Here is a 24,766-nt window from a genome sequence, read left to right as displayed (position 1 = left end):
GCGGATCTACGCTCTAACGCTTTTCCGAGAAAGCGTCGAGCAGACCGCCGGGCTCGACGGTGACTTCGATCGTGCGGCCGGTGGCATCGTCGGCCCGCTTGCCGGCCCGGATCTCGATGCGTTCCTCGGCCACGCCGTGCGCCGCCAGGAAGTCCGACACGCGAGCGGCCTGCGCCACCGAGCCGCCGGTATCACGGCTGTCGGTAAAGCCGGGGCCGTGTATGACCACGCGTCGCGTGTTGTCGGTGGCGAGCGCGCCGGCGAGGCGACGCAGCACGCCCTGTCCGCGAGCGGTGACCTGCGGGCGGCCGTCGGCGAGCGTGACTACGCTGTCGAGCGTGACACTGCGCGGCTTCGGATCGACATTGCTCGGTTGCGCCGGCTTGTCCTGCTCGGACGTGGTCGGCTGTTGCGGCTTGGCCTGCGAAGGCGTTCCGCCGGCCTGCGGCGGCTTGCTATCGAAGCTTGTTGATGGCGCGGTCTCGAGCCCGTTGCCGGAATAGCTCGGCTGCGGCTTGGGTTTCGACGGTGCGGTCTGCTGCGGCGCCGGTTGGGTCGGCCGCGGCTTCGCCGCCGGGGCAGCGCCGGCGTCCGGGTCGTTCACGCGGTAACGGATCGTGAACGCGATATCGTTGACCTGCTTGCCGGTCCAGTTGAGCGTGTTTTCGCGCTTTTCCCAGGTGCCGGAGCGATTGGCCTGATAAGCCAGTATGTCGATATTGCGCGGCACCACCCAGGTGTACGAGAACGATGAGAAGTCGTCCGGCGCATTCCACTTGCCCAGGTGGCCGTCACTGCGCGTGACGCCGTCCCAGCTGGTGAATACGCGGATGCCGTTGGCTTTGCGCTCGACCTCGGCATCGAACACGCCGGTGTTCATCAGCGCGAAGCTGCCGCTCTGGAAGTGCAGGCGGGTTCCACCATCGTCCAGCGGCGTCGACGCGTAGTCGTCCGGTACGATGAACACGGCGTCCTCGGGCGCCTCGTCCGGGCCCAGATATAGCACCCGCTCGGCCAGGTCCGACCGCAGCGTCTTGTAGCTTGTATAGCGAAGGCCGTCAGCCGCGAGCACGATGATGTCCTCGCGTTCGACGACGGCCAATGCCTGCGTGGCGCAGGCAGCCAGCAGCAGCGTCGCGGTAAAGCGACTCCACACCCGCCTATTCATCCTTTTCCCCCTCAACGGAATCCCCGGTCGACGTTTCCAGTGTCTCCGGGTCCACCGTGCGGACTTTACCCCATCCCAGCTTGCGGATGGAGTCCTCGATCTGACTGAGGTCGCCCACGACCACCCAGGTCAGCCCTTCGGTGTCGATCATGGAGAGCGCGGCCTCCGCCAGCGCGGGTTGTTCCAGCCCGCGGATACGCCGCACGTAGTCTTCGTAGTAGTCGTCCGGCAGATCGAACACCACCGAATCGGTCAGCGTCGACGCCAGTGCCGGCGTGGTTTCGTTCTCGCCGGGCAGGCTACGGGTGAGATTGGCCTGTGCGGCCGACAACTCGCTGTCGCTGATCGGCTTGTCATCGCGGATCGCGGTCAGCTCCTTGCGCATCTCTTGCATGGCGGGCGCTGTCTTGTCGATCTGCACCGCCGCGTAGGCCACGAACGGCTGCTGGGCGCGGGCGTCCATGAGCAGACTGCGGGCGCCGTAGGACCAGTGTTTGTCCTCACGCAGGTTCAGATTCAGGCGTGAGTTGAACATGCCGCCGAGTACCGCGTTGACGGTTTCCATGGCGACATCCTGGTCGCTGGATTTGGGCGGCGCGACGTTGCCGGCGATCACCGTGGCCTGATTGCTGCCGGGCCGGTCGACCAGATAGATATGCGGCTCTTCCGGCGGCGTGATCTCGGGCAGGCGTTTCTCGGGGCGTGGCTCGTCGTTGCTGGCCTGCCAGTCGCCGAGGTGTGCCTCGAGCATGGGCTTGAGGTCTTCCATGGTCGTATCGCCGACCACCACCAACGTGGCGTTGTCCGGGCGCAGCCAGCTATCGGCGAAGGCACGCACGTCGGCGACCTGCATGTTCTCGATCGCCGCCTGCGTGCCGGAGCCGGTCAGCGGTATGCCGTATGCGTGGTCCTTGCCGTAGAGCAACGGACCGAGCGTGCGCAGCGCGAGGCTGGTCGGTTGGCGTTTTTCCTGGGCAATGCTGGCCAGGCGCTGTTTCTTGAGCCGTGCGAACTCGTTCTCGGGGAAGCTCGCGTTGCGGATCACGTCGGCGTAGATATCCAGCGACGGGTCGAGCGCGGTGCTGAGCGTGGACAGGCTCAGGGTTGCGGAATCCAGGGACGCGCCCGTGTTCAACTCCGCACCGAGCGCGTCGAGATCGGAGCTGATGGTCAGCGAATCACGCCTGGCCGTGCCTTCATCGAGCATGCCCATCGTCAGGCTGGCCGTACCGGGGGCGTCGGCCGGGTCGGCGGCATAGCCGGCATCGAAGACCATGCGCATCTGCACGGTGGGCGCGCTGTGGCGTTCGGCCAGGCGCACCTTCAGGCCGTTGGACAGCGTGGCGTGCTGCACTTCGGGCAGGTCGAGGTCAGGTGTTTCGCCGATCTCGGGCAGCTTGTCGCGATTGACGTCCTCGCCCTTGGCCTTGCGATCGCCGAAGGGTTTCACCGACAGCACGTAAACGCCGTCCGAGAGCCATTTCGCGGCCGTCATCTGGATGTCTTCCGGCGTGACGGTGCGCAGGATTTCCAGTTCCTGGCGGTAGGCGCCGGGATCGTCTGCGTAGATCTCGCCCTGGGCGAGGATATCGGCCTTGCCGCCGATACCACCCACGCTTTCCATGCCGCGCACGAAAGAGGCGCCAAAGCGTGCCCGCGCCCGATCGACGGCGTCGGCCGGCGGGCCTTCGTTGATGAAGCGCTGCATCTGGGTGTCCAGCACTTTCTCGATGGTTTCCAGCTCAGTGCCGGGCCGCGCGGTCGCGCTGACGATCAATTGCGACCCGATCTCCTTGTCCCAGACGAAGGCCGATACGTCGGTCGCGATCTGCTGGTCGTAGACCAGCGTCTTGTACAGCGGGCTGTTCTTGGAGCCGGCAAGCAGGTCGGCGGTGATCTGCAGGCGCGTGGTATCCGGCGCGCCGGTCGGCGGAATGTTCCAGACCTTGTAAATCCGTGCCTGCGGCACGCGATCGAACATCACCTGGCGATGTTCGCCGCTCATCTTCGCGACCCAGCGCTTCTGCTGGGTGACCGGCGGGCCGGGTTCGATGCTGCCGAAATACTGCTCGACCTTGGTCTTGGCGTCTTCCGGTTCGATATCGCCGGCGAGTACGAGCACCGCGTTGGATGGGCCGTAGTAGCGCTTGAACCAGTCCTTGACGTCTTCCAGCGAGGCGGCGTTGAGATCCGCTTCCGAGCCGATCGTCGACCAGGAATAGGGATGCCCGGCCGGGTAGGTGTTCGGCGGGATGGTGTCGAACACCTTGCCGTAGGGCTGGTTGTCGCCCTGACGTTTTTCGTTGAGCACCACGCCGCGCTGCTCTTCGAGCAGATTCTTGTCGATGGCGCCAAGGAAATGGCCCATGCGATCGGATTCCATCCACAGCGCCATGTCGAGCGCGGACGTGGGCACGCTGGCGAAGTAGTTGGTGCGATCGACGTTGGTGGTGCCGTTCATGTCGGTCGCGCCGGCGCGCTCGAAGGGCTCGAAGTATTCGCCTTGCCAGTGTTCGCTGCCTTGGAACATCAGGTGCTCGAACAGATGCGCGAAGCCCTGCTGGCCGGGGCCTTCGTTCTTGGAACCGACGTGGTACCAGATATTGACCGCCACGATGGGTGTCTTGTGGTCGGTATGCACGATCAGCGTCAGGCCGTTGTCGAGCACGTATTTCTTGTAGCCGATATCCACGTCCGGGATTTGCACCGACTCGGGTTCGGCGCGATCTTCGGAGGACTCCACAGCATCGGTGCCCTTGGCTTCGGCGGTCGCTGCCGGCTGTGGGCTGTCGGGCGCGTCGGCAGTGGGCGTAGCTTCCGGCGCGGGCGCGTTGGTCTCGGTATGCGAAGCATCCTGCTGTTTTTCAACGGCCGGCGCGGGCTGCTGTGGCGCGGCGCCATGAGCGTCGTTCGGGCCGGCTGGTGCAGTCGGGCTCTGGGCGGAGGGTTTGGTCGCGGCTGACGATGGCTTGCCGGAAAAGCTATTCTCGATCTGGGCCCAGGCGCGTTCGAGGACGTTGCGGCTGTCGCTCGTGTTGCCCACGTTCGTATTGTCGCAACCCGTCGTGAACCCCGCGGCCAGCAGCGTCAGACAGAGCAGGAGTCGTATCCGCATGAAGAGTCAGTCCTTTTGAATAGGGTGCGTCACGAGCGCACTGTCGCGAGCTTATCAGGGTGCCTGGGCGCTAGCATCCGAACGTCGCAGGGGAGGTTGTGATGAGCACGGGACCATCCTCGATGTTCAAGGGGCAGTTGACGATCAGAGCAGCCGTGCTCGGGGTGCTCCTGGCCGTGATTCTTTCCGCGGCCAATGCCTACCTTGGACTCTTTGCGGGCCTGACGGTTTCCGCTTCGATCCCGGCAGCGGTGCTGTCGCTGGGCCTTCTGCGCCTGTTCGCCGATGCCAATATTCTGGAAAACAACATCGTGCAGACCGCGGCCAGCGCGGGCGAGGCGATCGCGGCGGGCGTGATCTTCACCCTGCCGGCCCTGGTGATGCTCGATTACTGGTCGGATTTCCTTTATTTCCAGACCGTGCTGATCGCCGGTGTCGGCGGCCTGTTGGGCGTGATCATGACGGTGCCGTTGCGGCGCGCTCTGGTCGATGGCAGTTCGCTGGCCTTTCCGGAAGGCCAGGCCACGGCGGCAGTGCTGCAGGCCGGTTATGGCGGCAAGGCCGTCGCGGGCATTGGCACGCTGCTCGTCGGCGCCGGGATCGGTGCGCTGGCCAAGCTGGCAGATAGCGGCCTCAAGGTCTGGGAAGGCGTGGCGGAGACGGCGTTCTCGATTGGCCAGCAGAGCAGTGTTTATGTCGGCAGCTATCTGTCGCCGGCGTTGCTGGCGGTGGGTTATATCGTCGGCATCAACGTCGCCTTGCCGATTCTGCTCGGCGGCGTGTTCGCCTGGTGGATAGCGATCCCGTTGGTGATGGCCTTCGGCGGCGCAGATATCGCGACCGGCGTGGCCGGTGCCGAGCAGGTCTGGAGTGACCAGATCCGCTATCTGGGCGTCGGCGCGATGCTGGTCGGCGGCCTTGCCGCGCTGTGGACGCTGCGCGGCCAGCTGTTCGGTGCCCTGAAGCAGACCGGCGAGACCGTTTTGCCCAGCCAGCGCGATCTGCCACGCCGGCTGTTGGTCACGCTGCTCGTGTTTTTAGCGTTGCCGATGATCGCGCTCTACGCGGTGCTGCTGGATTCCGTGGTGGGCGGTGCAATGGTCGCGCTGCTGATGCTCGCGGCCGCCTTTCTGTTCTCGGCGGTGGCGGCCTATATGGCCGGTCTCGTTGGGTCGAGCAACAATCCGGTTTCGGGTGTGACGATCGCGACCATCCTGATAACAGCGCTCGGGCTCTTCATGTTCTTCGGTGCGGAGACGGCGGGCCCGGCCAGCGCGATCATCGTGGGTGCAGTGGTCTGCTGTGCGGCTGCGATCGGCGGCGACAACATGCAGGATCTCAAGGCGGGCGCCATTCTCGGCGCGTCGCCGGCGGCCCAGCAGCTGGCGCAGATGCTGGGCGTGATCGCGGCGGTATGCGTGCTCTCGCCGGTGTTGTCGCTGTTGCTGCACGCCTATGGCATTGGCGTGTCGGATGCGGCCCATCCCAACGCGCTGCCGGCGCCGCAGGCCAGTTTGATGGTGGCAGTCGTACGCGGCGTATTCGGCGGCGATCTGCCCTGGGGTTGGGTGATCGGTGGTGGCGTGATGGCGCTGGCCACGATCGCGCTCGACACCGTGCTCGGGCGACGGGGCAGTGGTTTTCGCATGCCGGTGCTCGCGGTAGCGCTGGGGCTTTACTTGCCGTTGTCGCTCTCCATGGCGATCGCTTTCGGCGGGCTGGTCGCCTGGCTCGGCGGCAGCGGTGCCGCCCGCGAAGGACGCGGCCTGCTGGCGGCTGCCGGCATCATTACCGGCGAGGCGCTGATGGGCATCTTCATTGCCCTGCCAGTCGCGTTCTTCGGCAGCAGCGATGTGCTTGCGCTGAATATCGGTGGCCTGCCGGCTGCGTGGCCGGGCCTTGTTCTGATGCTCGGGCTGGGGCTCTGGTTATGGAATCTGGCGCGCGCTACTCGCGGTCGATCGCCGACCTAGTTTTCATGAATGGGCGGTTTTCGGTGGTGCTTATGCCTGCTCCAGTCCGGTCGCAAACATATGTTGCGGCCGGGCTTTTGCGGCGATCCTTTACAGGAACGACAGGCGCGCTATAGTGATTTCAGCCCGCCTCGATAAGGGAGGGCGATAAAACGAACAAAAACCTTTCGTTATCAGGGGATAAAAATGAAGAAAATCATCGTTGCTGCTGCCCTGCTTGGGTCGAGCATGTCGGCAAGTGCTGTGGCCCCGGGTGGCCCAGGCTGTGGTTGGGGTAACCTGCTTTTCGAAGGTTCCAGCGGCCTGCCGGCACATCTGCTGGCAACCATCGTCAACGGCACCTCCGGCAATGCCACCTTCGGCATGACCAGCGGTACCAACGGCTGCGATACCGGCGGCACGCTCACCTATAGCGGCAACAGCCTGCTCGCCATGAACGGTGTGCTGGAAGAAGTGGCCCAGGATATGGCCGTGGGTCACGGTGAGGCGCTGACCGCGCTTACCGTCGCAATGCAGATCGACGCATCGGATCGCGATCACTTCAACAGCGTGATGCACGAGAACTTCGCCCAGATCTTCACTCGTGACGATGTCTCGTCCGGCGAGGTGATGGAGAACATCAACGCGGTCATGAAGCACGACGACCGCCTGTCGCGCTACGTGTCCTGATCAGCCGCTCGTCGGCATGCCCCGTCTCGGTTGAGGCGGGGCATTTTTTTGTCTTGCACTCTTTCGTTTCGTTGATGCCTGCGGCACGAGCCGCGATCGGGTTGTGCGCGCTTGTCGTGAGCATGGTTGCGAGCGCCGCGCCACCGCCGGATTTCAAGGCCCTGGCTGCCACCCCGCGCTGGCAAGCGCTCATGCACGTCAATCCGGGTGCGACGCTACGTGGTGTCGGCACCAGCTATGTCGATGACGATGACTTCTTCCTAGCCGCGGACGGCAAAGCCGATCCCGCGGCCGAGCTGCGGGCGACATGGCAGGCGCTCGAGCCCGAGGAAGGCCAGGTGCGTTGCCGTTTCCCCGCGCGCTATCGTTTTCTGGCCGAGCAACTGGGTTGGGACGAGGCTGCGCCTCTTGCGCATTGCGACGACTATCTCGCCTGGCGCGAGCAGATGCCGATCGGGCAGCTCGTGCTGGTCTTTCCTGCGGCCTATCTGAACAGTCCCTCGTCGATGTTCGGCCATACGCTGCTGCGGCTGGACGCCACGCCCGAGCCCGATGCCGTCTGGCTGTCGCGCGCGATCAACTTCGGCGCCCAGGCGGGCGGGGCGGACAACTCGCTGTTCTATATCTGGCGCGGGCTGGCCGGTGGTTACCCGGGGCAGTTCTCGGTGACCTCCTATGTCGAAAAGATCCGGGATTACGCCTTCGTAGAAAACCGCGACATGTGGGAGTACGCCCTCGATCTGGATGCCGGCGAGATCGACTGGGTCGTGCGTCATCTATGGGAGCTGCGCGGGATCAATTTCGACTACTACTTTTTCGACGAGAACTGCTCTTTTCGCCTGCTCGAACTGATCAAGGTGGGCCGGCCCCACGCACCCCTGATGACCGGTCTGCGTTTTGCCGAGCTGCCGGTGAATACCGTGCGCGCGCTCTATGCCGCGGATCTGGTGGCGGAGCGCCGCTATCGCCCGTCGAAGGCAGGCGAACTGGAAGCACTGAGCGCTCGACTGGATCGCGATGAGCGCGCGCTCGCCGAGGCATTGCGAGACGATCCTGATCTTGCCGATAGCAGGCGCTTTGCCGCGCATGCACCGACACGCCGGCATCTCATGGCGCAGCTCGCCTATCAGGCGCTACGGCTGCGTAATCGCGAAGGCGCGCGCGACCCCGATGTGGCACGCAAGAGCCTGGCGCTATTGCGGGTCGTCCAGCGCAATCCGGCGCCGGCACCCGAGCCGATAGAGCCGCCGGCCGCACCAGAGGTCGGTCACGGCACCCAGATGGCAACGCTCGGTGCCGGGCGCCAGGATGGCCGTGATTTCCTGTCCTTCGGTTACCGGCTGACCTACCACGATCTGTTTGATCCGATGACCGGCTTTCTGCCCGGTGCCGCGATCGAAGGGCTGGATATCCAGCTGCGCGTCGACGAGGACGAGGGGTTGGACCTCGAAAGCCTCGATCTGGTCAATATCCGTTCGCTCGCGCCACGCGGTAATTTCATCAAGCCGACTTCCTGGTTCGTGCACGCTGGTTTGGAGCAGGCGCCGGTGGCCGATGAGGAGCGCGCGTTGGGCGGATTCGTCCAGGGTGGGCCGGGCGCGAGCTGGCGTTTCGGGGATCTGTTCCCGTACGTCTTTGCCGTTGCCCGACTGGAAAGCGTGAGCGGCGCGAACCCGGATGCCGCGCTCGGCGGGGGCGCCGAGATCGGCGTCGCGTTCCAGGCGGAGTCCGTACAATGGGGTGTACACGCTCGATGGCTTGAATTCACCTCGCATTTCTCTCGCCTGCGTACCGGCCTCACGGTCAACCTGCCGGTATCGCACGAGAATGCGCTGCGCGGCGAATGCAGCCATGAGACCTGGCAAAGCGATGCGGTCACGGGTTGCAGCGTGTCGTTCCGACATTTTTTCGACTAGGTCTCCTTGATGGCGCGATTGGCGGTGTTTTCGGGTGTGTCCGCTCTGGGCTGGGCGCTGATCTTGAGCTTGGGGTGGGCCGGGGTGGCCTCGGCGGCCGAGTCGCCCGGCGCGGACGTGGCGGCCCTGCAGGCCCGCGCGGCCGAGCAGGATCTCGCGGCGAGCCCGCAATGGCGTTCGCTGGTGCACTACGAGGCCAACTGGCTGGGTGACGGGCTGCACAGCACGGTCGCCAGCGACAATTTCTTTCTTTCACCTGCGGGCCGTACCGACCCGGCCGCCGAGCTCGATGCCACGCTCGCAGCGCTCGTCGAGGATCGGCATATCGAAGGCCGCGACAAGCCCGCGTCCTGTGTCTTCATCGCACGGCGCAAGTTTCTGACGCGTTCGCTCGGGCTGGCGCCGCAGGCGCTGGGCGGTGCGGACTGCAACGAATACCGGCAATGGCGGGCCGCCCTCAGTCCGGATCGCATCAGCCTGATCTTCCCGACCGCGTTTCCGAACAGCCCGTCGTCCATGTTTGGTCATACGCTGCTGCGGATCGATTCGTCACGCGCGGCGCGCGGCACCGAGCTGCTGTCCTATGCGGTGAACTTTGCCGCGGCGGCGGGCGACGACGCCAAGGGCCTAGGGTTTGCATGGCATGGCCTGACCGGCGGCTATCCCGGCATATTCGGGCTGTTTCCCTATTACGAGAAGGTCAAGCAATACGCCTGGATCGAACACCGCGACGTCTGGGCCTATCCGCTCGACCTGAACGACGCCGAGACCGAGCGGCTGGTCGATCATCTCTGGGAGATGGACGGCGTACGCTTCGACTATTACTTCCTGACCAAAAATTGCTCCTATCAGTTGCTCAGCCTGCTTGAGGTCGCCCGGCCCGAGCTGAAGCTGACCGAGCAGTATTCCTGGTATGCGATTCCGGCCGATACGATCCGCACGCTTGCCGACGTGCCGGGCTTGATGGAAACGCCGCGCTACCGGCCCTCGCTGGAAACCACGCTGCGCTGGCAGGCCGATCAGCTCGACGTCGACCAGCGTGACCTGGCGCGAGAACTCGCGGCCGACGAGGTCGCCTTCGACGACGCCCGTCTGACGGCGCTCGCGCCGGCCGATCGCGCCGCGGTGCTGGAAGTCGCCCACGACTATCTCTACTACCGGCTGCAGAGCGAGCCGGAGAAGGCGCCGGCGGATCAGGCCCATGCCAACGCAATCCTGCTTGAGCGCAGTCGTATCGGGCAGCCATCGCCGTTCACCGAGGTCCCCACGCCCGAGACCCCGCCGGATCAGGGGCATCGCACGCTGCGGCTGGCCTCGTCGATGATCTACGAAGCAGACGACCTGTCGCTGGGTTTGCGCTTGCGGCCGGCCTATCACGATCTGCTCGACGATCCGGGCGGCTATACGGACGGCGCCGAAATCAATTTCCTCGACCTGGGCCTGCGTGTGGATCCGGAGGACGGCGAACTGCGCATCGACGATCTGCAGCTGCTCAATATCGTGTCGTTGTCGCCGCGCAACGATCTGTTCCAGCCGGTCTCGTTCCAGATCGATACCGGCCTGCGTCGGCGTCCCTCGTCGAACGTGTTCGACGATGTCGACAACAATCTCGGCTATTACCTGCAAGGCGGGCCGGGGCTGGCCTGGGGCGACAGTGAACTGCTCGGCTATGTCTTCGGCCTGGGCTCGCTGGATGCCAACAGCGCGCTGTCGCCGGGCTATGCGCTCGGCGCCGGCGCGAGCACGGGCGTGCTGGTCTATCCCATGCCCGACCTGCAGATCAAGGCCGAGGCCGGGATGCTCGAATACCTGGCCGGCGACGATGGTTACTACCGCTGGGCGAAGGTCCAGCAGCAGTTCAATCTCACGCGCGAGCTCGGCCTGCGCACCGAGATCGGCTGGGAGAACACCGCGGTCGATGCTGGCGTGCGTGCGGTGATCGGACTGCAGGCGTATTTTTAGCCGTATGAACCGGTTATCGATCGAGAACGGCTGGCTGACCGGCGTGCGCCACCTGCGCTCGCCCAATCACGACGCGCGGCCGGGCCGTAGCACAGTCGATACACTGGTCGTGCACGGCATCACCTTGCCGCCGGGCCGCTTCGGCCGCGGCCAGGTCGATGCGCTGTTCACCAACCGGCTCGATCCGGCGGTACATCCCTATTATCAGGCGATCGCCCACCTGAAAGTCTCGGCACATCTGCTGATCGAGCGGGCGGGGCGCATCACGCAGTATGTCGGCTTCGGCGACCGTGCCTGGCATGCCGGGCGTTCCTGTTTCGATGGGCGCGAGGCGGTCAACGATTTCGGTATCGGTATCGAGCTGGAAGGTACGGACGATTGCCCCTACACGCCGGCGCAGTATCGCGCGCTGGCGGGTGCGACGGCTGCATTGCTTGCGGCCTATCCTGCGCTCACGCCGGCACGCATCGTCGGTCATAGCGATATCGCGCCGGGCCGCAAGACCGATCCCGGTCCGGCTTTCGACTGGGCCTTGTTTCATCGTCTGCGAGAGCGCGCATGCACCTGATCGTGATCGTCATCGCGCTGTTCGCCGAGCGTGCGTTGGGCCAGCTCAAGCGCTGGCGCGATACCGACGGGTTCGCGCGTTATGTAGCGCTGATCGAAAGCAGCCGTATCGGCCGCCGCTGGCTGGCCCAGCCCGCGGGCGTGCTGGTGATCGTGCCGCCGGTGCTCATAGTGGCGCTGCTGCAATGGGCGATCGCCGAGTATCTGTGGCTGGGTTTCCAGCTGGCCTTCGGCGTGTTCATCCTGATGCTCACCTTCGGCCCGCGCGATCTCTGGGAAGACGTCTATGCGCTGGCCCATGCCCGGGGCGAAGCCGACCACGACAGCGCCGAGGCGCGCGCTGTGTCGCTTTGCCGGCGGGCGAGCGGGCGCGCGGCTGTCGATATCAACGGCCGCACGATTGTCGGCGCAGTGCTCATACAGGGCCATGAACGCGTGCTGGCGGTGCTGCTCTGGTTCCTGGTGGCTGGGCCGGCGGGGGCGCTGTTCTATCGGAGTGTGCGTGAGCTGCCGGCGCTGGCTGCACGTGGCACCGGTTCCCGCGCGATGCGGCGCACGGCGGAATATGTCCACGGCCTGGCGGCGTGGATCCCGGCGCGTCTGTGCGTGCTGATCTACGCACTGGTCGGCAATACGCGTGGCGCGCTGGGCGCCTGGCCGTCGGCGCGGGCGACCACGCATGCCAGTGCATCGGCAAGCTGGCGCCTGCTCGCGGCGGTCGGTCGCGGTGCGTTGGGGTCGTCTCCGCGCGTGGATTCGCCCCGCTACGATCGCTACCTCAACGACACGCTGCTCGAAGCGCTGGGTCTGATCTCGCGGTCGCTGCTGGTGCTGCTGGCCGGGTTGGCATTGCTGACCATCTTCGGCGTATTGCGCTAGCATCCGCGCCCAAACCGTCATCCGAGGGAGTCCGACTTGAGCGATCTGCAGCCGTTTCTCGACAAGGCCGTCGAGGCCGCACGCGCGGCCGAAGCCATCATCCGCCGTTACTATCACGGCGATTTCGAGGTCGAGCGCAAGGCGGACGCCAGCCCGGTGACCATTGCCGACATCGAATGCGAGCGTGCGATCAAGGACGTGCTGTCGCAGGCGTTTCCCGACCACGGTTTCCAGGGCGAGGAACTGGGCATATCCGATGCGGATGCGGACTACGTGTGGCTGATCGATCCGATCGACGGCACGAAGAGTTTCGTGCGTGGTTATCCGTTCTTTTCGACCCAGATCGCGTTGCGCCACCGCGGTGAACTGATCGTCGGCGTGTCCAATGCCCCGATGTTCAACGGCGGTGAGCTGGCTTGCGCGGCCAAAGGCCTCGGCGCCTGGCTCAACGACGAGCCGATCGCGACTTCCAAGATCGACAGCCTCGCCGAAACCAGCCTGTCGCTCGGCAACATCGCGTCGCTAGCGGCGTCACCGGCCTGGGCGCCGGTGGGCGAGCTGATCGGACAGGTGCACCGTATCCGCGGCTATGGCGATTTCTATCACTACCATCTGCTCGCCTCGGGGCGGATCGACGCGATCCTTGAGTCCGATCTGAACATCCTCGATATCGCCGCGCTTACGGTGATCCTGCGCGAGGCCGGCGGCGATATCACCGAGCTTGGCGGTGGCGAGATCGACCTGCCCACGCGCAGCGTGCTCGCCACCAACGGCAAGCTGCGCGATGCGATCGCGCCGTTCGTGTCCGCCTGGGACGAAGCCCGCGACGCGCCGAAGGACTGACCGGAGAGACGAGGCCCGGTCAGAACGGCCGGGTCTCGCCGCGCAGGCTGATGATCGGCCAGCCTGCTTCACGCGCGGCGGCGGCTAGGGTCTCGTCCGGGTCGACTGCGATGGCGGTATCCGCCCAGCGCAGCAAGGGCAGGTCGTTGAGCGAGTCAGAATAAAAGGTCACCTGCTGGAACGGCTGCGGTTGTTCGGCAACCCAGTCGATCGCACGTGCAATCTTGCCGTCCTGAAACGAGGGCGTGCCCGCGATCTCGCCGGTATAGGCGCCGTCCACAATCTCTGGCTCGGTCGCGATGAGCGCATCAATGTCCAGCAATTCGGCAATCGGCTCGGTAATGAAACGATTGGTCGCGGTGATGATTGCGATGGCGTCGCCGCGCGCCCGGTGGTGGTCGATCAGTGCCCTGGCATGGCGCGCAACGATGGGGCTGATGATGCGCTCGACGTAATCGCGGCGCAGCGCGTGCATGGTCTCCAGTGAGTTCTCCAATAGCGGCGCCAGCGCGAAGCGTTGGTAGGCATGGATATCGAGATTGCCGGCCTTGTACTGATCGTGGAAACGCTCGTTTTCACGGGCGTAGTGCGCGGAATCGACCACGCCTTCATTCACTAGAAAACGGCCCCATAGATAATCGCTGTCGCCGGCGAGCAGGGTGTGGTCGAGATCGAAGAGGGTTAAGTCCAAGTTGAAAGAGCCTTTTTCGTTTTTGACCAATGTATGAAAGAATCGATTAAGTACTTATACCGAGGGCGTCGTCGTGATCGATGCGCAGGGTTTTCGGGCCAACGTCGGCATCATCTTAAGCAATCAGAGTGGCCAGGTGTTCTGGGCCAAGCGTATTGGTCAGCAATCGTGGCAGTTTCCGCAGGGCGGGATCCACGAGGGTGAGAACGCACAGCAAGCGCTGTTTCGCGAGCTTGAAGAAGAGGTCGGCCTGCGTCCGGAGCATGTGCGCATGATCGGTGCCACCCGGCGCTGGCTGCGTTATCGTCTGCCCAAGCGCTACGTGCGCCGCAATCGTCAGCCGTTGTGCATCGGCCAGAAGCAGAAGTGGTTCATGCTCCAGTTGATCGCGCCCGAGACCTGTGTCCGTTTCGATGCCTGCGACAAGCCGGAATTCGACGGTTATCGCTGGGTCGACTACTGGCATCCCGTAAATGAAGTGGTCTTTTTCAAGCGCCAGGTCTATCGCCTCGCCCTCGATGAACTGTCCTGCTGCCTGAACGGACAGTAGCGCCGCTCACTCTCCATTCCGATCTTTCTCGGGCGCCCGGCGGGCGCGGTTTTCGTGTGGGTGCAACTCCGACGTTGTCAGTGTAGGCTGACAATGACAGCGAGTGGTGTCATGAATTGTCGCTATTGACACTCATTCTCATTCGCGTTGTACTACGCGTCGGAGGTGCCCATGTACGTTTGTGTTTGTAACGCAGTAACCGACTGCCAGATCCGCGACGCCTACTGTGAAGGCGCGTGCAGCATGCGCGAATTGCGCAAGCGTCTGGGCGTGGCCGGCTGTTGTGGTCGCTGTGCGCAGTGTGCACGCGATCTGCTCAACGAGTGCCGCCAGCAGCAGGACCGCAACGTGGCCCCGATTCGCGTGATCGCCACGGGCGAGCCGCTTTCCGCGACCGGCTAGCAGCCTGTTTCCGGGCCCGCGGCCCTTCGTCTTCGCTGTTTGTACGCTTGCACGGTGTCGGCTAAGCTTGGTGCTTAGTTATTGCCGCAACGTACAGGAACAGCCATGAAAGGCGACCCGAAAGTCATCGAGTATCTGCAGAAGTCGCTCAAGCTCGAGCTGACTGCGATCAACCAGTATTTCCTCCACGCCCGCATGTACGAAGACATGGGTTTCTTCGAGCTGGGCAAGAAGGAGTACGAGGAATCGATCGAGGAAATGCAGCACGCAGATCGCTTCATCAAGCGTATTCTGTTCCTCAATGGCCTGCCCAACCTGCAGGATCTCGGCAAGCTGCGCATTGGCGAGAACCCGAAGGAAATGCTCGAATGCGACCTGGCCGCCGAGTACGAAGGCCACGCCTACTACAAGGAAGCGATCACGCACTGCGAGCAGGTCGGCGACTACGTCACCCGTGAGCTGTTCGCGGAGATCCTGGCCGATGAAGAAGGGCACATCGACTTCATCGAGACCCAGCTCGACATGATCAAGCACATGGGCGAGCAGAACTACAACCAGTCGCAGATCGGTGCCAACATCAACCAGGACCCGGACGGCGGCGAATAAGCCGTCGGCCAGCGTTACTGGCGCTGCAACTGCAAAGGCCCCGTCGGATCGTCTCCGGCGGGGCCTTTTTCATGGCCGATCGAAACGTGTCAGAACGGCTTGACGATCGCCAGCACCACGATCACCACGAGAAAGATCGTGGGCACTTCGTTCATCAGCCGGAAGTAGCCGGCGCGGCCGGTGTTGCGTTGCTCGCGGAACTTCTTGACCTGCACCTGGCACCAGCCGTGATAGCCGATCAGGCCGAGCACGAACAGCAGCTTCACGTGAATCCAGCCGTTGGCTGCCATCCATGCGCCGCCGTAGCCGGCGATCAACCAGAGGCCGAAGATGATCGTCAGCGCCGCGCCGATCGACATGAGGACCGCGAGCCGTTTTTCCATCGTGCAGAAACGTGCATAGCCGACTTCGTCGGTGGTATCGGCGTGGTAGACGAAAATACGCGGCAGATAGAACAAGCCGGCGAACCACGTCACCATGAAGATCACGTGGAAGGCCTTGACCCATAAAAGCATTCGTTACTCCTGTGGCAGGCGGGCCTGGGTCGGCCGCCCTTGAATCGGGTGCATTGTAGCGGCTGACCTACGGGCGGTAAGTACCGTCGATCGCCTCGCGGGTGAGTACGCCATACGTAATGGCGCGGCTGCCGGTTACATTGCGCTCGACGACCAGCGCCTCGGTTTCGTTGCGATTGACCATGTCGAACGCTTCCTGGAGGCTCGCCCGAACGTGGATCGCATAGGCGTCCACGCGTTTGCCCGGGATGTTGTGCAGGTCGATTTCCTCGAGCTCGGCGTTCTCTTCCTGGCTGAGAAAACGCGCCACATCGCTGGGGCGCATGAGGCTGGCGCGATGCTCGCGCGAGCGGATCAGCAGCCAGTCGATCTTGGTTTCCAGAATCTCTTCGAGTTCGGCGCGCCCGATCCGGCGTTCGACGATACGAAAACGCCGGTTCATCGCGGTGAGTACGCTTGCGCGCCGCAAGTACTGGGAGATCGGATCGTTGCGATAGTCCAGACCGCGCCGGCGCAGCAACAAACGGAACAGCGATTCGCTGACGGAAATCCGGCGCGATACCACCAGGGCAGCGATCACCACCAGCATGCCGGGCAGCACCAGTCCGGTCTGTCCGGACAGTTCCAGGATCACCACGAGCGCCGACAGCGGCGCCTGAAGTACCGCGCCCATCATCGCGCCGATGCCGAGCAGCGCGTAGAGGCCGCTATCGGTGGCATGGCCGGGCAGGATCAACGCGCCGACCGAACCCAGCGCGCTGCCCAAGGCCGAGCCGACCACGAAAGTTGGCAGGATCACGCCGCCCGGAATCGCCGCGGCCGTCGCAAAACTGCTGGCCAGCAGCTTCGCCAGGCCGATGCCGAGCGCGACAGCGATCGCGTACTCGCCGGCCAGCGACGCATTCACGGTTTCGAAACCCAGGCCCATGATCTGTGGGAACTGGATTGCGAGCAGACCGGTCACGAGGCCAGCGAGCCCGATACGCAGGCTGATCCGGATCTTGCCCAGCAGCGGCACGAGCGCGCCGCAAAGGCGTGTGAAGCCCGCGCCGGCAATGCCGAGAACGGCGCCGACAAACGCGAGATAGGGCAACTCGACGGTGGAAAAGCCGGAGTAGTCGGCCATCAGCCGCGGATGCACGTCGGTGAACGTGAACGTCACCAGCGAGCCGGTCACCGCCGCGAGGATGATGGGCGCGAAGCCGGCGATGGTGTATTCCATCATCACCACTTCCATGGCGAAGATCACCGCAGCCAGCGGCGTGTTGAACGACGCCGCGATGCCCGCGGCCGCGCCGCAGCCGACCAGCGTCCGCACGCTGTTGTTGGGCAGGTCGAGCTGGCGGCCGAGCCAGCTGCCCGTGGTCGCGCCGGTATGGGCGGCGACGCCTTCGCGCCCGACGGATTGGCCGGTTGCCAACGCCAGCGCCGACATCGTGAACTCGGCGAGGGCGGCCTTTACCGGCAGCACCCCTTGGTAATAGACCAGCCGCTCAATGATATGAACAATCCCGTATTCCGAGGATTTGATCACCCACTCCACGATCAGCCCGAGCAGCAGGGCGCCCAGCACGGGTACGGCTACCCGAAACGTCACGCTGGCCTCGGTGAACGTGCCGCTCGCAATCCCGAAGACCTCGAACAGCGGCTCCTGCAGCGTATGGATAGCCGTATGCAGGGCTAGAATCACCAGCCCGCACAAGCCGCCGGTGGCGGCACCGAGCAGGCAGAGAAGACTCAGTCCCGGGGTATTCTCGACATCGGCGAGTTGCTGGCGGATCGAGTCCATGCGCCCCTGCCAGGCCTCCCGCAGCGAACGACGGCGCGAAGGTTCAGCGGCCATGGGTCGGTCGAGGGCGTACGTGCAAGAGCTCGTATCCGTATTGCTGTGGGGTTGTGGCTGCGCCGGGAGCGTCGCGGCTGCGCATGACGACGCGTTGCGCGTTATTATGCGCGGTTTCTTCGGTCTTTTCACGGTTAGTCATGGCCCAGCTTCAACGCATCGGAATTGTCGGCGGCACCGGTTATGCGGGCGCGGAACTGCTACGCCTGCTCAGCGCGCATCCCCATGCAGAAGTCGTGGCAGTGACTTCGCGCGGCGATGCGGGTACGCCGGTCGCCGACGCCTACCCGCAGCTGCGCGGCGTCATCGATCTGGATTTTGTCGAGCCATCGACCGCGAATCTCGTGGATTGCGACATCGTGTTCTTCGCCACCCCGCATGCCGCGGCGATGCACGATGTGCCGGCGTTGCTGGAAGCGGGTAAGCGGGTGATCGACCTATCTGCCGATTTCCGTCTCAAGGATGCCGACGAATGGGCCGCCTGGTACGGGGTCGAGCATGTCTGCCCCGAGCTGATCGAACGCGCGGCCTACGGCATGCCGGAGCTCAACCGCGAGCAGATCGCGGGCGCGGATCTGGTCGCCGCACCGGGCTGTTATCCGACCGCCGTGGTGCTCGGTTTCAAGCCGTTGATCGATGCCGGGCTGGTGGATGCCGCCAGTCTGATTGCCGACGCCAAGACCGGCGTTTCCGGTGCAGGCAAGAGCCTGAAGCCCGGCTTTCTGTTCGCCGAAATGCAGGAGTCGTTCAAGGCCTACGGCGTGGCCGGTCATCGCCACCTGCCCGAGATCCGCCAGACGCTGGGTGAGCTGGCAGGCGGCGATGTGGGCCTGACCTTCGTGCCGCATCTGGTGCCCATGATCCGTGGCATCCATGCCACGCTTTATGCGCGTCTGAGCGATTCGAATGCAGGCAGCGCCGATGCATTGCAGGCGCTGTACGAAAACGCCTATGCCGACGAGCCGTTTGTCGACGTGCTGCCGGCCGGCGCGGCCCCCGAAACACGCCACGTGCGCGGCGGCAACATGTGCCGCATGGCCGTGCATCGGCCGGGCGGCGGTGACACGGTCGTGGTGCTGTCGGTGATCGACAACCTGATCAAGGGCGCAGCCGGCCAGGCCGTGCAGTGCTTCAACCTCATGATCGGCGCCGACGAGAACTGCGCCCTCGCAGCGCCGGGCCCGTTGCCGTAACGTTGTACTCTCGTCAGGGGCTTGAATCCCCTGCGCTTGCACCGATGTCCTATGATAGAGATATCCGGTCCACGGAATTGAAACGCTTATGAGTACCGCCACACACGCAATCGAAGAAGACCAGGCCGCGCTGGTGTTCACTGATGCCGCCGCAGTCAAGGTCAAGGAATTGCTCGAGGACGAGGACAACGACGCGCTCAAGCTGCGCGTGTTCGTCTCCGGTGGCGGCTGTTCGGGGTTCCAGTACGGCTTCACCTTCGACGAGAACGTCGAGGATGGCGATACCCAGATCCAGAAGCAGGGTGTAACGCTGCTGGTCGACCCGATGAGCGTGCTCTATCTCAGCGGCGCTGAAATCGACTTCTCCGACGGAGTCGAAGGCGCGCAGTTCGTGATCCGCAATCCCAATGCGACGACCACCTGCGGCTGCGGCAACTCCTTCGCTGTTTAAGTCGGCGGGCCTTTGCCTGTTGTGAGGGGCTGGTTCGCGACAGGTGAATCGGGCATACGAGAACGCGGCAGGCTTGCGGTGCGAATGCCGCGCGCAGCGCGCGACGCCGTTCTCAACCCACGTATCGACGCGACGCCATGGGCGTCATGGGCGTGGTCGTTTCTCGTGGATCGGGAGGCCATGCTTCAAGGCATCGCCCGGTGACGATCACTCCGGCGAGATCGCTGCCTGATAGATGCCGCCCAGCGCCACGGACTCGCGCGCCCCGGTAACGGCCGGTACGTTCCCGCTTAGCCCGTGCACGGTGCGCATCGCCAGCCAGGCGAAGGCGACGGCTTCCACCCAATCCGAATCCACATGGTAGTCGTCGGTGCGTGTGACCACGCGAGGGCGCACCAGCTGCTCCAGGCGTCTGCATAGTTCGTCGTTGCGCACGCCGCCGCCGCAAAGCAGCAGCTCCTCGTCCCCCGGGCCGTAATCGTCGATTGCTTGGGCAATGGTACGGGCCGAGAATTCGCATAGCGTGGCCTGCACGTCGGCCGGGATCGGCGGCGAGTACAGGCTGTCGATCTGGGCACGCAGCCAGTCGATATTGAAATATTCGCGGCCGGTGCTCTTGGGGGCGGGGCGCGCCAGATACGGGTCCGACATCATCTGCGCGAGCAGGGCATCGTCCACGTTGCCGCTCGCCGCCCAGCGTCCGTCTGCGTCGTAGCTGTGTTTCGTATGCGCTGCGACCCAGGTATCCATGAGCGCGTTGCCCGGCCCGGTATCCAGGCCTGTCACTGCTTGGCTATCGTCGGCCGACGCGCGGGGCAGGACGGTCAGATTGGCGATGCCGCCGATGTTGATCACGATTCGATCACGGTCGGGCCGGGCGAACACGCTGCGATGAAACGCCGGCACCAGCGGGGCCCCCTGGCCACCCATGGCGATATCGCTGTTGCGAAAATCAGCCACCACGCGGCAGCCGGTGCGCGCCGCGATCAGGCTGGGTGAGCCGAGTTGCAGGCTGAACGGGTAGCGGGATTCTGGCTCGTGGCGAACGGTCTGGCCGTGGCTGCCGATCGCGTCGACATACTCGGCGCTCATGCCGGCTTTTTCCAGTACGGCCAGCGCGGCATTGGCGAACCATTCGCCTACGCGCTGATCCAGCTCGCCGAACTTGGCGAGCGATATGCCGGCAACCTGTTGGGACAGGTGCAGCAGATCGTCTCGAAGGCCCGGGTCGGGTTCTTCGGCGTGGGTGGCAATGATGCGAGGATTATTGCCGTTGTCATCGAACTGGACCAGCGCGGCGTCGGCCGCGTCGACGCTGGTGCCGGACATGAGTCCGATATAGCAGGCCGGGGCGGCCATCAGTTCGCGCTGTTGTCGTCGTCGGTACTGGCGCGGGCCACATCGGTGCGGGTTAGCGAATCCAGTTGTGTCAGCAGTGGCGCGGAGCGCTTGCGAAAGTCGGCCAGGTGCTCGTCGGGTAGCGGCAAGGCCTTGGGCAGTTCGACGCGCTCGGGATCCTTGGGGTCGCCGTCCACACGGAACTCGTAATGCAGATGGGGGCCGGTGGCCAGCCCGCTCATGCCGACATAACCGATCACGTCGCCCTGGCGCACCTTGCTGCCGACACCGAACTTATTAGCGAACGAAGACATGTGTCCGTAGCGGGTCGACAGATGACTGTCGTGACGAATCATGATCATGTTGCCGTAGCCGCCGCGCCGGCCGCGAAACACGATGCGGCCACTGCCGGTTGCCTTGATCGGGGTGCCGGTCGGCGCCGCATAGTCGGTTCCTTCGTGGCGGCGAATCCGGTTGAGAATCGGGTGATTGCGCGAGAGGTTGAAGCCGGAGCTGATACGGGTGTAGTCCACCGGCGTACGGATGAAGGCTTTCTTCATCGCTCGACCTTCGGGGGAATAGTAGACCGTACCCTGGTCGTCACCAGCCTCGGCATAACGTACCGCGCGAACCTCACGGCCGCGGTTGATGAACGATGCCGCAAGAATCTCGCCATCGGCGACCTTGTCGCCGTCCTTGTAGAGCTCGTCATAAACGACAACGAAGCGATCGCCCGGCCGGGTGTCGAGTGCAAAGTCGATATCCCAGCCGAAGATTTTCACCAGCTCCATGATCTGACGGTCCGACAGGCCGGACTCCAGTGCGTCCACATAGAAGCTGGTATCGATCGTGCCCGCTGCGTAGGCGTTGTGGTGTTCGACGTCGGTAAGCTGCATGTCGCCGCTGAAGCCGTCGCCGGCAGGGCGAACCTTTAGGGTATGCAGGGGGTCGATCGCGAAATCGACCGCGAGGACGCTGCCCTGGTCGTCAGCCTTCACGCGCATGGTGTCGCCGGCACGCAAGCCGCGGGTGAACCGCTTGCCGTGCTCGGGCATATGGGCGATCTTCAGCGAGTCGGTATAAGACAGGTCGTTACGGTTGAACGCGATCGATAGCGTATCGCCCGAGCGGATCGTGACTTCCCGCCACTGCGATGCCGTGTCCTGGGGGACGTCGACGATCGGGGCATCGCTCGCTGCCGCAAGGCCCGTGCTCGATTCGACGATATGGCTCGGCTCGGCTTGGCTGTTCGCGGCCTGCGAGTCGGGCTCGTCGATTTCGCGGTCAGGGTCTATCGGGGCGACGGCCACGGCGGCTGCGCCGGGCTGGCTGTCGCTGAGCGCGATGTCGCTGTCTTGTTGTGGGTCGTCCTGTGCGCCGTCAGTTTGCGCGGCATTTGCCGGCATACTTACGTCAGCGCGCCCCGGTCCGATGGAGGCATCGACATCCGTGTTCGCAACCTTCGAGCTGCTCTCATAGTTCGCGTCCGCGGCGTTCGTGACAGTCGTGTCGAATAGGGCCGATTGCGGCGTGGCGGTCAGCCAGGCGGTGCCGCCGATCAGTGGTATCACCAGTAGTAGAGCGAGTCGACGCAAGCGCGATCCGGCAGGCGGCTGCTGCTCGTGCAGCCACAGATAATCAGTGTCGATCTTGCCCATAGAGAGACGCGCGCTGTGCTGGAAGCGAGGGAATAAGTGCGGGCTCGCCCCTGTCTCTTGCCCGCAAATATCCGGATAGAAAAGCATAAACACGGATGCTTGCCAAGTGTGAAACCGCTAGACTCGTTCAACAAGTGTGTATGTCGACCGGAAACCGGGAGAAGTTTTTCGATGCAGGATATATGGGCGGAAATCCGCCGCGGCTGTGATGAGGTCATTCCGGAGGATGCCTTCAGCAAGCGTATTGCCGAAGCGCATGAGGCCGGCGAGCGGCTCGTAATCAAGGCCGGTTTCGATCCCACGGCGCCTGATCTGCACCTGGGCCACACGGTACTCCTCAACAAGATGCGCACCTTCCAGGACCTGGGCCACGACGTGGTCTTCCTGATCGGCGACTTCACGGGCCGTATCGGCGACCCGACCGGCAAGAACGTAACCCGCAAGCCATTGGACGAAGCACAGGTCAAGGCGAACGCGGAAACTTACGAAGCACAGATCTACAAGGTATTGGATCGCGCGCGCACGCGCGTAGTCCTTAATTCCTCTTGGCTGAACGAGCTGTCCAGTGCCGACATGATCAAGCTCGCCTCCACCCATACCGTGGCTCGCATGCTCGAGCGCGACGACTTCAACAAGCGGTACAAGGCCAACGAGTCGATCGCGATCCACGAATTCCTGTACCCATTGATACAGGGATACGACTCTGTCGCCCTCGACGCAGACGTGGAACTCGGCGGCACCGATCAGAAATTCAACCTGTTGATGGGTCGCCATCTGCAGCAGGTCTATGGGCAGAAGCCGCAAGCCGTCCTGACCATGCCGTTGCTGGAGGGGTTGGACGGTGTCAACAAGATGTCGAAGTCGCTGGACAACTATATCGGCATCGACGAGGCGCCTAACGATCAGTACGGCAAATTGATGTCGATCTCCGACGACCTGATGTGGCGTTACTTCGAGCTGCTCTCCTTCGAGCCAATCGCAGTGATCGAGGGATACCGCAAGGAAGTGGCAGACGGGGCCAATCCCCGTGACCTCAAGTACCGTCTCGCCGGCGAGATCGTTGCCCGGTTCCACGGTGAAGAGGCAGCCCGCTCGGCCCATCAGGCTTTTGTCGAGCGATTCAGCCATGGCGTCGTGCCCGAAGACATCGAGCTGCAGCGTGTGCCCTGCGAGGAAGGTGGCCTTCAGGTGGCTGCTGTGCTGAAAGCATCGGGCCTGACGCAAAGCAATGGCGAAGGTATCCGGCTGGTGAAGCAGGGGGCGGTACGTCTGGATGGGGACCGAATCAGTGATTCCGGTCTCGTGATCGAGCCGGGTTCCGAGCGTCTGATCCAGGTCGGCAAACGCAGAATCGCGCGGGTGGTGCTGGAGACCGGGTGATATCCGGCTTTTGAGACGCTGTCATGACAGCGTTTTGAAACTTTCGTGAAAATTTTTCACGATTTTCGTTGACACCTCATCCGATATCCCTAGAATACGCCCTCTCGCAACACGGCGAGCCGGCAAAAACGCTAAAACGTATTTACCGGCAAGCCTGCGCTAACAAGCGTAGAGCGTTGATCAGTAAGATGTTCAACGGAATGTGTTGAGTTGTCGGTTTCGGCATTGAGTAGCTCGCTACTTTCTGTTGAAATATGCCGGCCGCCGAAGTCGCCGAAAGGTGGCTTGGGCAGTCGACATACCTGCAGCGCAGGCCACGAAAACTTTTTTAAAGAAATTTAAAAAAGTTCTTGACAGCTCAGCGGTTCAGCGTAGAATACGCTCTCTCGCAACGGCAAGGACGCCAAACGGCATTAGCCCAAAGCGTTCTGTTGCAGATCTTTAACAATATGCAAATGACTTGTGTGGGTGCTCCCTTGGGTTGGTGATAAGCCAAGCCCTAATAGAGCATCCAAAGCGTTTAACGCTAAGGATGACTCATTGTATGACTTCGGTCATATACCAGTTGAAGTAGTATTAAACTGGAGAGTTTGATCCTGGCTCAGATTGAACGCTGGCGGCAGGCCTAACACATGCAAGTCGAGCGGAAACGACATCTTCGGATGGGCGTCGAGCGGCGGACGGGTGAGTAACGCCTAGGAATCTGCCCTTTTGTGGAGGATAACCCGGGGAAACTCGGGCTAATACTGCATAATCTCTACGGAGCAAAGCGGGGGATCTTTTGACCTCGCGCAGAAGGATGAGCCTAGGTCTGATTAGCTTGTTGGTGGGGTAACGGCCTACCAAGGCGACGATCAGTAGCTGGTCTGAGAGGATGATCAGCCACACCGGGACTGAGACACGGCCCGGACTCCTACGGGAGGCAGCAGTGGGGAATATTGGACAATGGGCGAAAGCCTGATCCAGCCATGCCGCGTGTGTGAAGAAGGCCTTAGGGTTGTAAAGCACTTTAAGCAGGAAAGAAAAGCGCCGGATTAATACTCCGAG

20 protein-coding genes and 1 rRNA gene (1 of these 21 only partly in view) are annotated in these 24,766 nt (G+C 63.4%); 14 read left to right on the top strand and 7 right to left on the bottom strand.

The features are described from left to right. Positions 1 to 13: 13 nt before the first annotated feature. Together SADO_RS07070 and SADO_RS07065 are read right to left on the bottom strand one after the other, a co-directional pair. Positions 14 to 1,168, bottom strand: a complete 1,155-nt coding sequence (locus SADO_RS07070; RefSeq protein WP_353110439.1) for an OmpA family protein — start codon at positions 1,166 to 1,168, stop codon at positions 14 to 16. Then, entirely contained in the window at positions 1,161 to 4,283 is a 3,123-nt protein-coding gene (locus SADO_RS07065; RefSeq protein WP_353110437.1) for a M16 family metallopeptidase, read from the bottom strand. Before SADO_RS07065 ends, SADO_RS07070 begins: the two co-directional genes overlap by 8 nt. Before the next feature lie 101 nt (positions 4,284 to 4,384). Here SADO_RS07065 and SADO_RS07060 point away from each other — a divergent pair, with 101 nt between their 5' ends. From SADO_RS07060 to SADO_RS07030, 7 genes are all read left to right on the top strand, one after another. Further along, positions 4,385 to 6,256 carry an OPT family oligopeptide transporter gene (locus SADO_RS07060; protein WP_353110435.1) on the top strand — a complete coding sequence of 624 codons (1,872 nt, stop codon included), beginning with the start codon at positions 4,385 to 4,387 and terminating at the stop codon, positions 6,254 to 6,256. Positions 6,257 to 6,442: 186 nt separating this feature from the next. Continuing rightward, positions 6,443 to 6,925 carry a DUF3015 domain-containing protein gene (locus SADO_RS07055; RefSeq protein ID WP_353110434.1) on the top strand — a complete coding sequence of 161 codons (483 nt, stop codon included), beginning with the start codon at positions 6,443 to 6,445 and terminating at the stop codon, positions 6,923 to 6,925. Between the two features lie 122 nt (positions 6,926 to 7,047). Further along, the gene (locus SADO_RS07050) at positions 7,048 to 8,841 is read left to right on the top strand and encodes an Lnb N-terminal periplasmic domain-containing protein (protein WP_353110963.1); all 1,794 of its coding nucleotides are present in this window, start codon (positions 7,048 to 7,050) and stop codon (positions 8,839 to 8,841) included. A gap of 9 nt (positions 8,842 to 8,850) precedes the next feature. Beyond that, positions 8,851 to 10,803, top strand: a complete 1,953-nt coding sequence (locus SADO_RS07045; protein ID WP_353110432.1) for an Lnb N-terminal periplasmic domain-containing protein — start codon at positions 8,851 to 8,853, stop codon at positions 10,801 to 10,803. A gap of 4 nt (positions 10,804 to 10,807) precedes the next feature. Beyond that, complete coding sequence (gene ampD / locus SADO_RS07040) at positions 10,808 to 11,371, top strand: 1,6-anhydro-N-acetylmuramyl-L-alanine amidase AmpD (RefSeq protein WP_353110431.1); 564 nt, start codon at positions 10,808 to 10,810, stop codon at positions 11,369 to 11,371. After that, the gene (gene ampE, locus SADO_RS07035; RefSeq protein ID WP_353110430.1) at positions 11,362 to 12,249 is read left to right on the top strand and encodes a regulatory signaling modulator protein AmpE; all 888 of its coding nucleotides are present in this window, start codon (positions 11,362 to 11,364) and stop codon (positions 12,247 to 12,249) included. Before ampD ends, ampE begins: the two co-directional genes overlap by 10 nt. 36 nt (positions 12,250 to 12,285) lie before the next feature. After that, positions 12,286 to 13,092, top strand: coding sequence for an inositol monophosphatase family protein (locus tag SADO_RS07030; RefSeq protein WP_353110428.1), 807 nt, complete (start codon positions 12,286 to 12,288; stop codon positions 13,090 to 13,092). A gap of 19 nt (positions 13,093 to 13,111) precedes the next feature. Here SADO_RS07030 and SADO_RS07025 read toward each other — a convergent pair whose 3' ends face one another. Beyond that, positions 13,112 to 13,783: a histidinol-phosphatase gene (locus SADO_RS07025; RefSeq protein WP_353110426.1), complete on the bottom strand. Its 672-nt coding sequence runs from the start codon at positions 13,781 to 13,783 to the stop codon at positions 13,112 to 13,114. Between the two features lie 73 nt (positions 13,784 to 13,856). Between SADO_RS07025 and SADO_RS07020 the strand changes: the two genes are divergently transcribed. The 3 genes from SADO_RS07020 to bfr all read left to right on the top strand — a co-directional run bounded on the left by SADO_RS07020 (position 13,857) and on the right by bfr (position 15,341). Further along, positions 13,857 to 14,333, top strand: a complete 477-nt coding sequence (locus SADO_RS07020) for an RNA pyrophosphohydrolase (RefSeq protein WP_353110424.1) — start codon at positions 13,857 to 13,859, stop codon at positions 14,331 to 14,333. A 171-nt stretch (positions 14,334 to 14,504) separates the two neighbouring features. Next, the gene (locus tag SADO_RS07015) at positions 14,505 to 14,735 is read left to right on the top strand and encodes a (2Fe-2S)-binding protein (protein WP_353110422.1); all 231 of its coding nucleotides are present in this window, start codon (positions 14,505 to 14,507) and stop codon (positions 14,733 to 14,735) included. A gap of 105 nt (positions 14,736 to 14,840) precedes the next feature. Beyond that, on the top strand, positions 14,841 to 15,341 hold the full coding sequence (bfr, locus tag SADO_RS07010) for a bacterioferritin (RefSeq protein ID WP_353110420.1): 501 nt from the start codon (positions 14,841 to 14,843) through the stop codon (positions 15,339 to 15,341). Positions 15,342 to 15,430: 89 nt separating this feature from the next. Here the strand turns inward: bfr and SADO_RS07005 are convergent, their stop codons facing one another. Both SADO_RS07005 and SADO_RS07000 read right to left on the bottom strand, forming a co-directional pair. Then, positions 15,431 to 15,856 carry a CopD family protein gene (locus tag SADO_RS07005; RefSeq protein ID WP_353110419.1) on the bottom strand — a complete coding sequence of 142 codons (426 nt, stop codon included), beginning with the start codon at positions 15,854 to 15,856 and terminating at the stop codon, positions 15,431 to 15,433. Between the two features lie 67 nt (positions 15,857 to 15,923). Then, positions 15,924 to 17,699, bottom strand: a complete 1,776-nt coding sequence (locus SADO_RS07000) for a chloride channel protein (protein ID WP_353110417.1) — start codon at positions 17,697 to 17,699, stop codon at positions 15,924 to 15,926. A gap of 140 nt (positions 17,700 to 17,839) precedes the next feature. Here SADO_RS07000 and argC point away from each other — a divergent pair, with 140 nt between their 5' ends. Further along, positions 17,840 to 18,892: an N-acetyl-gamma-glutamyl-phosphate reductase gene (gene argC / locus SADO_RS06995; RefSeq protein WP_353110415.1), complete on the top strand. Its 1,053-nt coding sequence runs from the start codon at positions 17,840 to 17,842 to the stop codon at positions 18,890 to 18,892. Positions 18,893 to 18,980: 88 nt separating this feature from the next. Then, positions 18,981 to 19,343 (top strand): iron-sulfur cluster insertion protein ErpA, encoded by a 363-nt coding sequence (gene erpA, locus SADO_RS06990; RefSeq protein ID WP_353110413.1) that lies wholly within the window; start codon positions 18,981 to 18,983, stop codon positions 19,341 to 19,343. Between the two features lie 207 nt (positions 19,344 to 19,550). Here the strand turns inward: erpA and SADO_RS06985 are convergent, their stop codons facing one another. Both SADO_RS06985 and SADO_RS06980 read right to left on the bottom strand, forming a co-directional pair. Continuing rightward, positions 19,551 to 20,702, bottom strand: a complete 1,152-nt coding sequence (locus SADO_RS06985; RefSeq protein ID WP_353110411.1) for an anhydro-N-acetylmuramic acid kinase — start codon at positions 20,700 to 20,702, stop codon at positions 19,551 to 19,553. Then, on the bottom strand, positions 20,702 to 22,339 hold the full coding sequence (locus SADO_RS06980) for an OapA family protein (RefSeq protein WP_353110410.1): 1,638 nt from the start codon (positions 22,337 to 22,339) through the stop codon (positions 20,702 to 20,704). The genes SADO_RS06985 and SADO_RS06980 overlap by 1 nt, the downstream gene beginning before the upstream one ends. A 171-nt stretch (positions 22,340 to 22,510) precedes the next feature. Between SADO_RS06980 and tyrS the strand changes: the two genes are divergently transcribed. Beyond that, the gene (gene tyrS / locus SADO_RS06975) at positions 22,511 to 23,719 is read left to right on the top strand and encodes a tyrosine--tRNA ligase (RefSeq protein WP_353110409.1); all 1,209 of its coding nucleotides are present in this window, start codon (positions 22,511 to 22,513) and stop codon (positions 23,717 to 23,719) included. Positions 23,720 to 24,297: 578 nt separating this feature from the next. Next, positions 24,298 to 24,766, top strand: a 16S ribosomal RNA gene (locus SADO_RS06970) (it continues 1,068 nt past the right edge of the window).

The organism is Salinisphaera dokdonensis CL-ES53 (genome assembly GCF_040361215.1).
GTDB lineage: Bacteria > Pseudomonadota > Gammaproteobacteria > Nevskiales > Salinisphaeraceae > Salinisphaera > Salinisphaera dokdonensis.
Note: the sequence above shows the minus strand (reverse complement) of the source record. Positions and strands in the feature narration are given on the sequence as shown.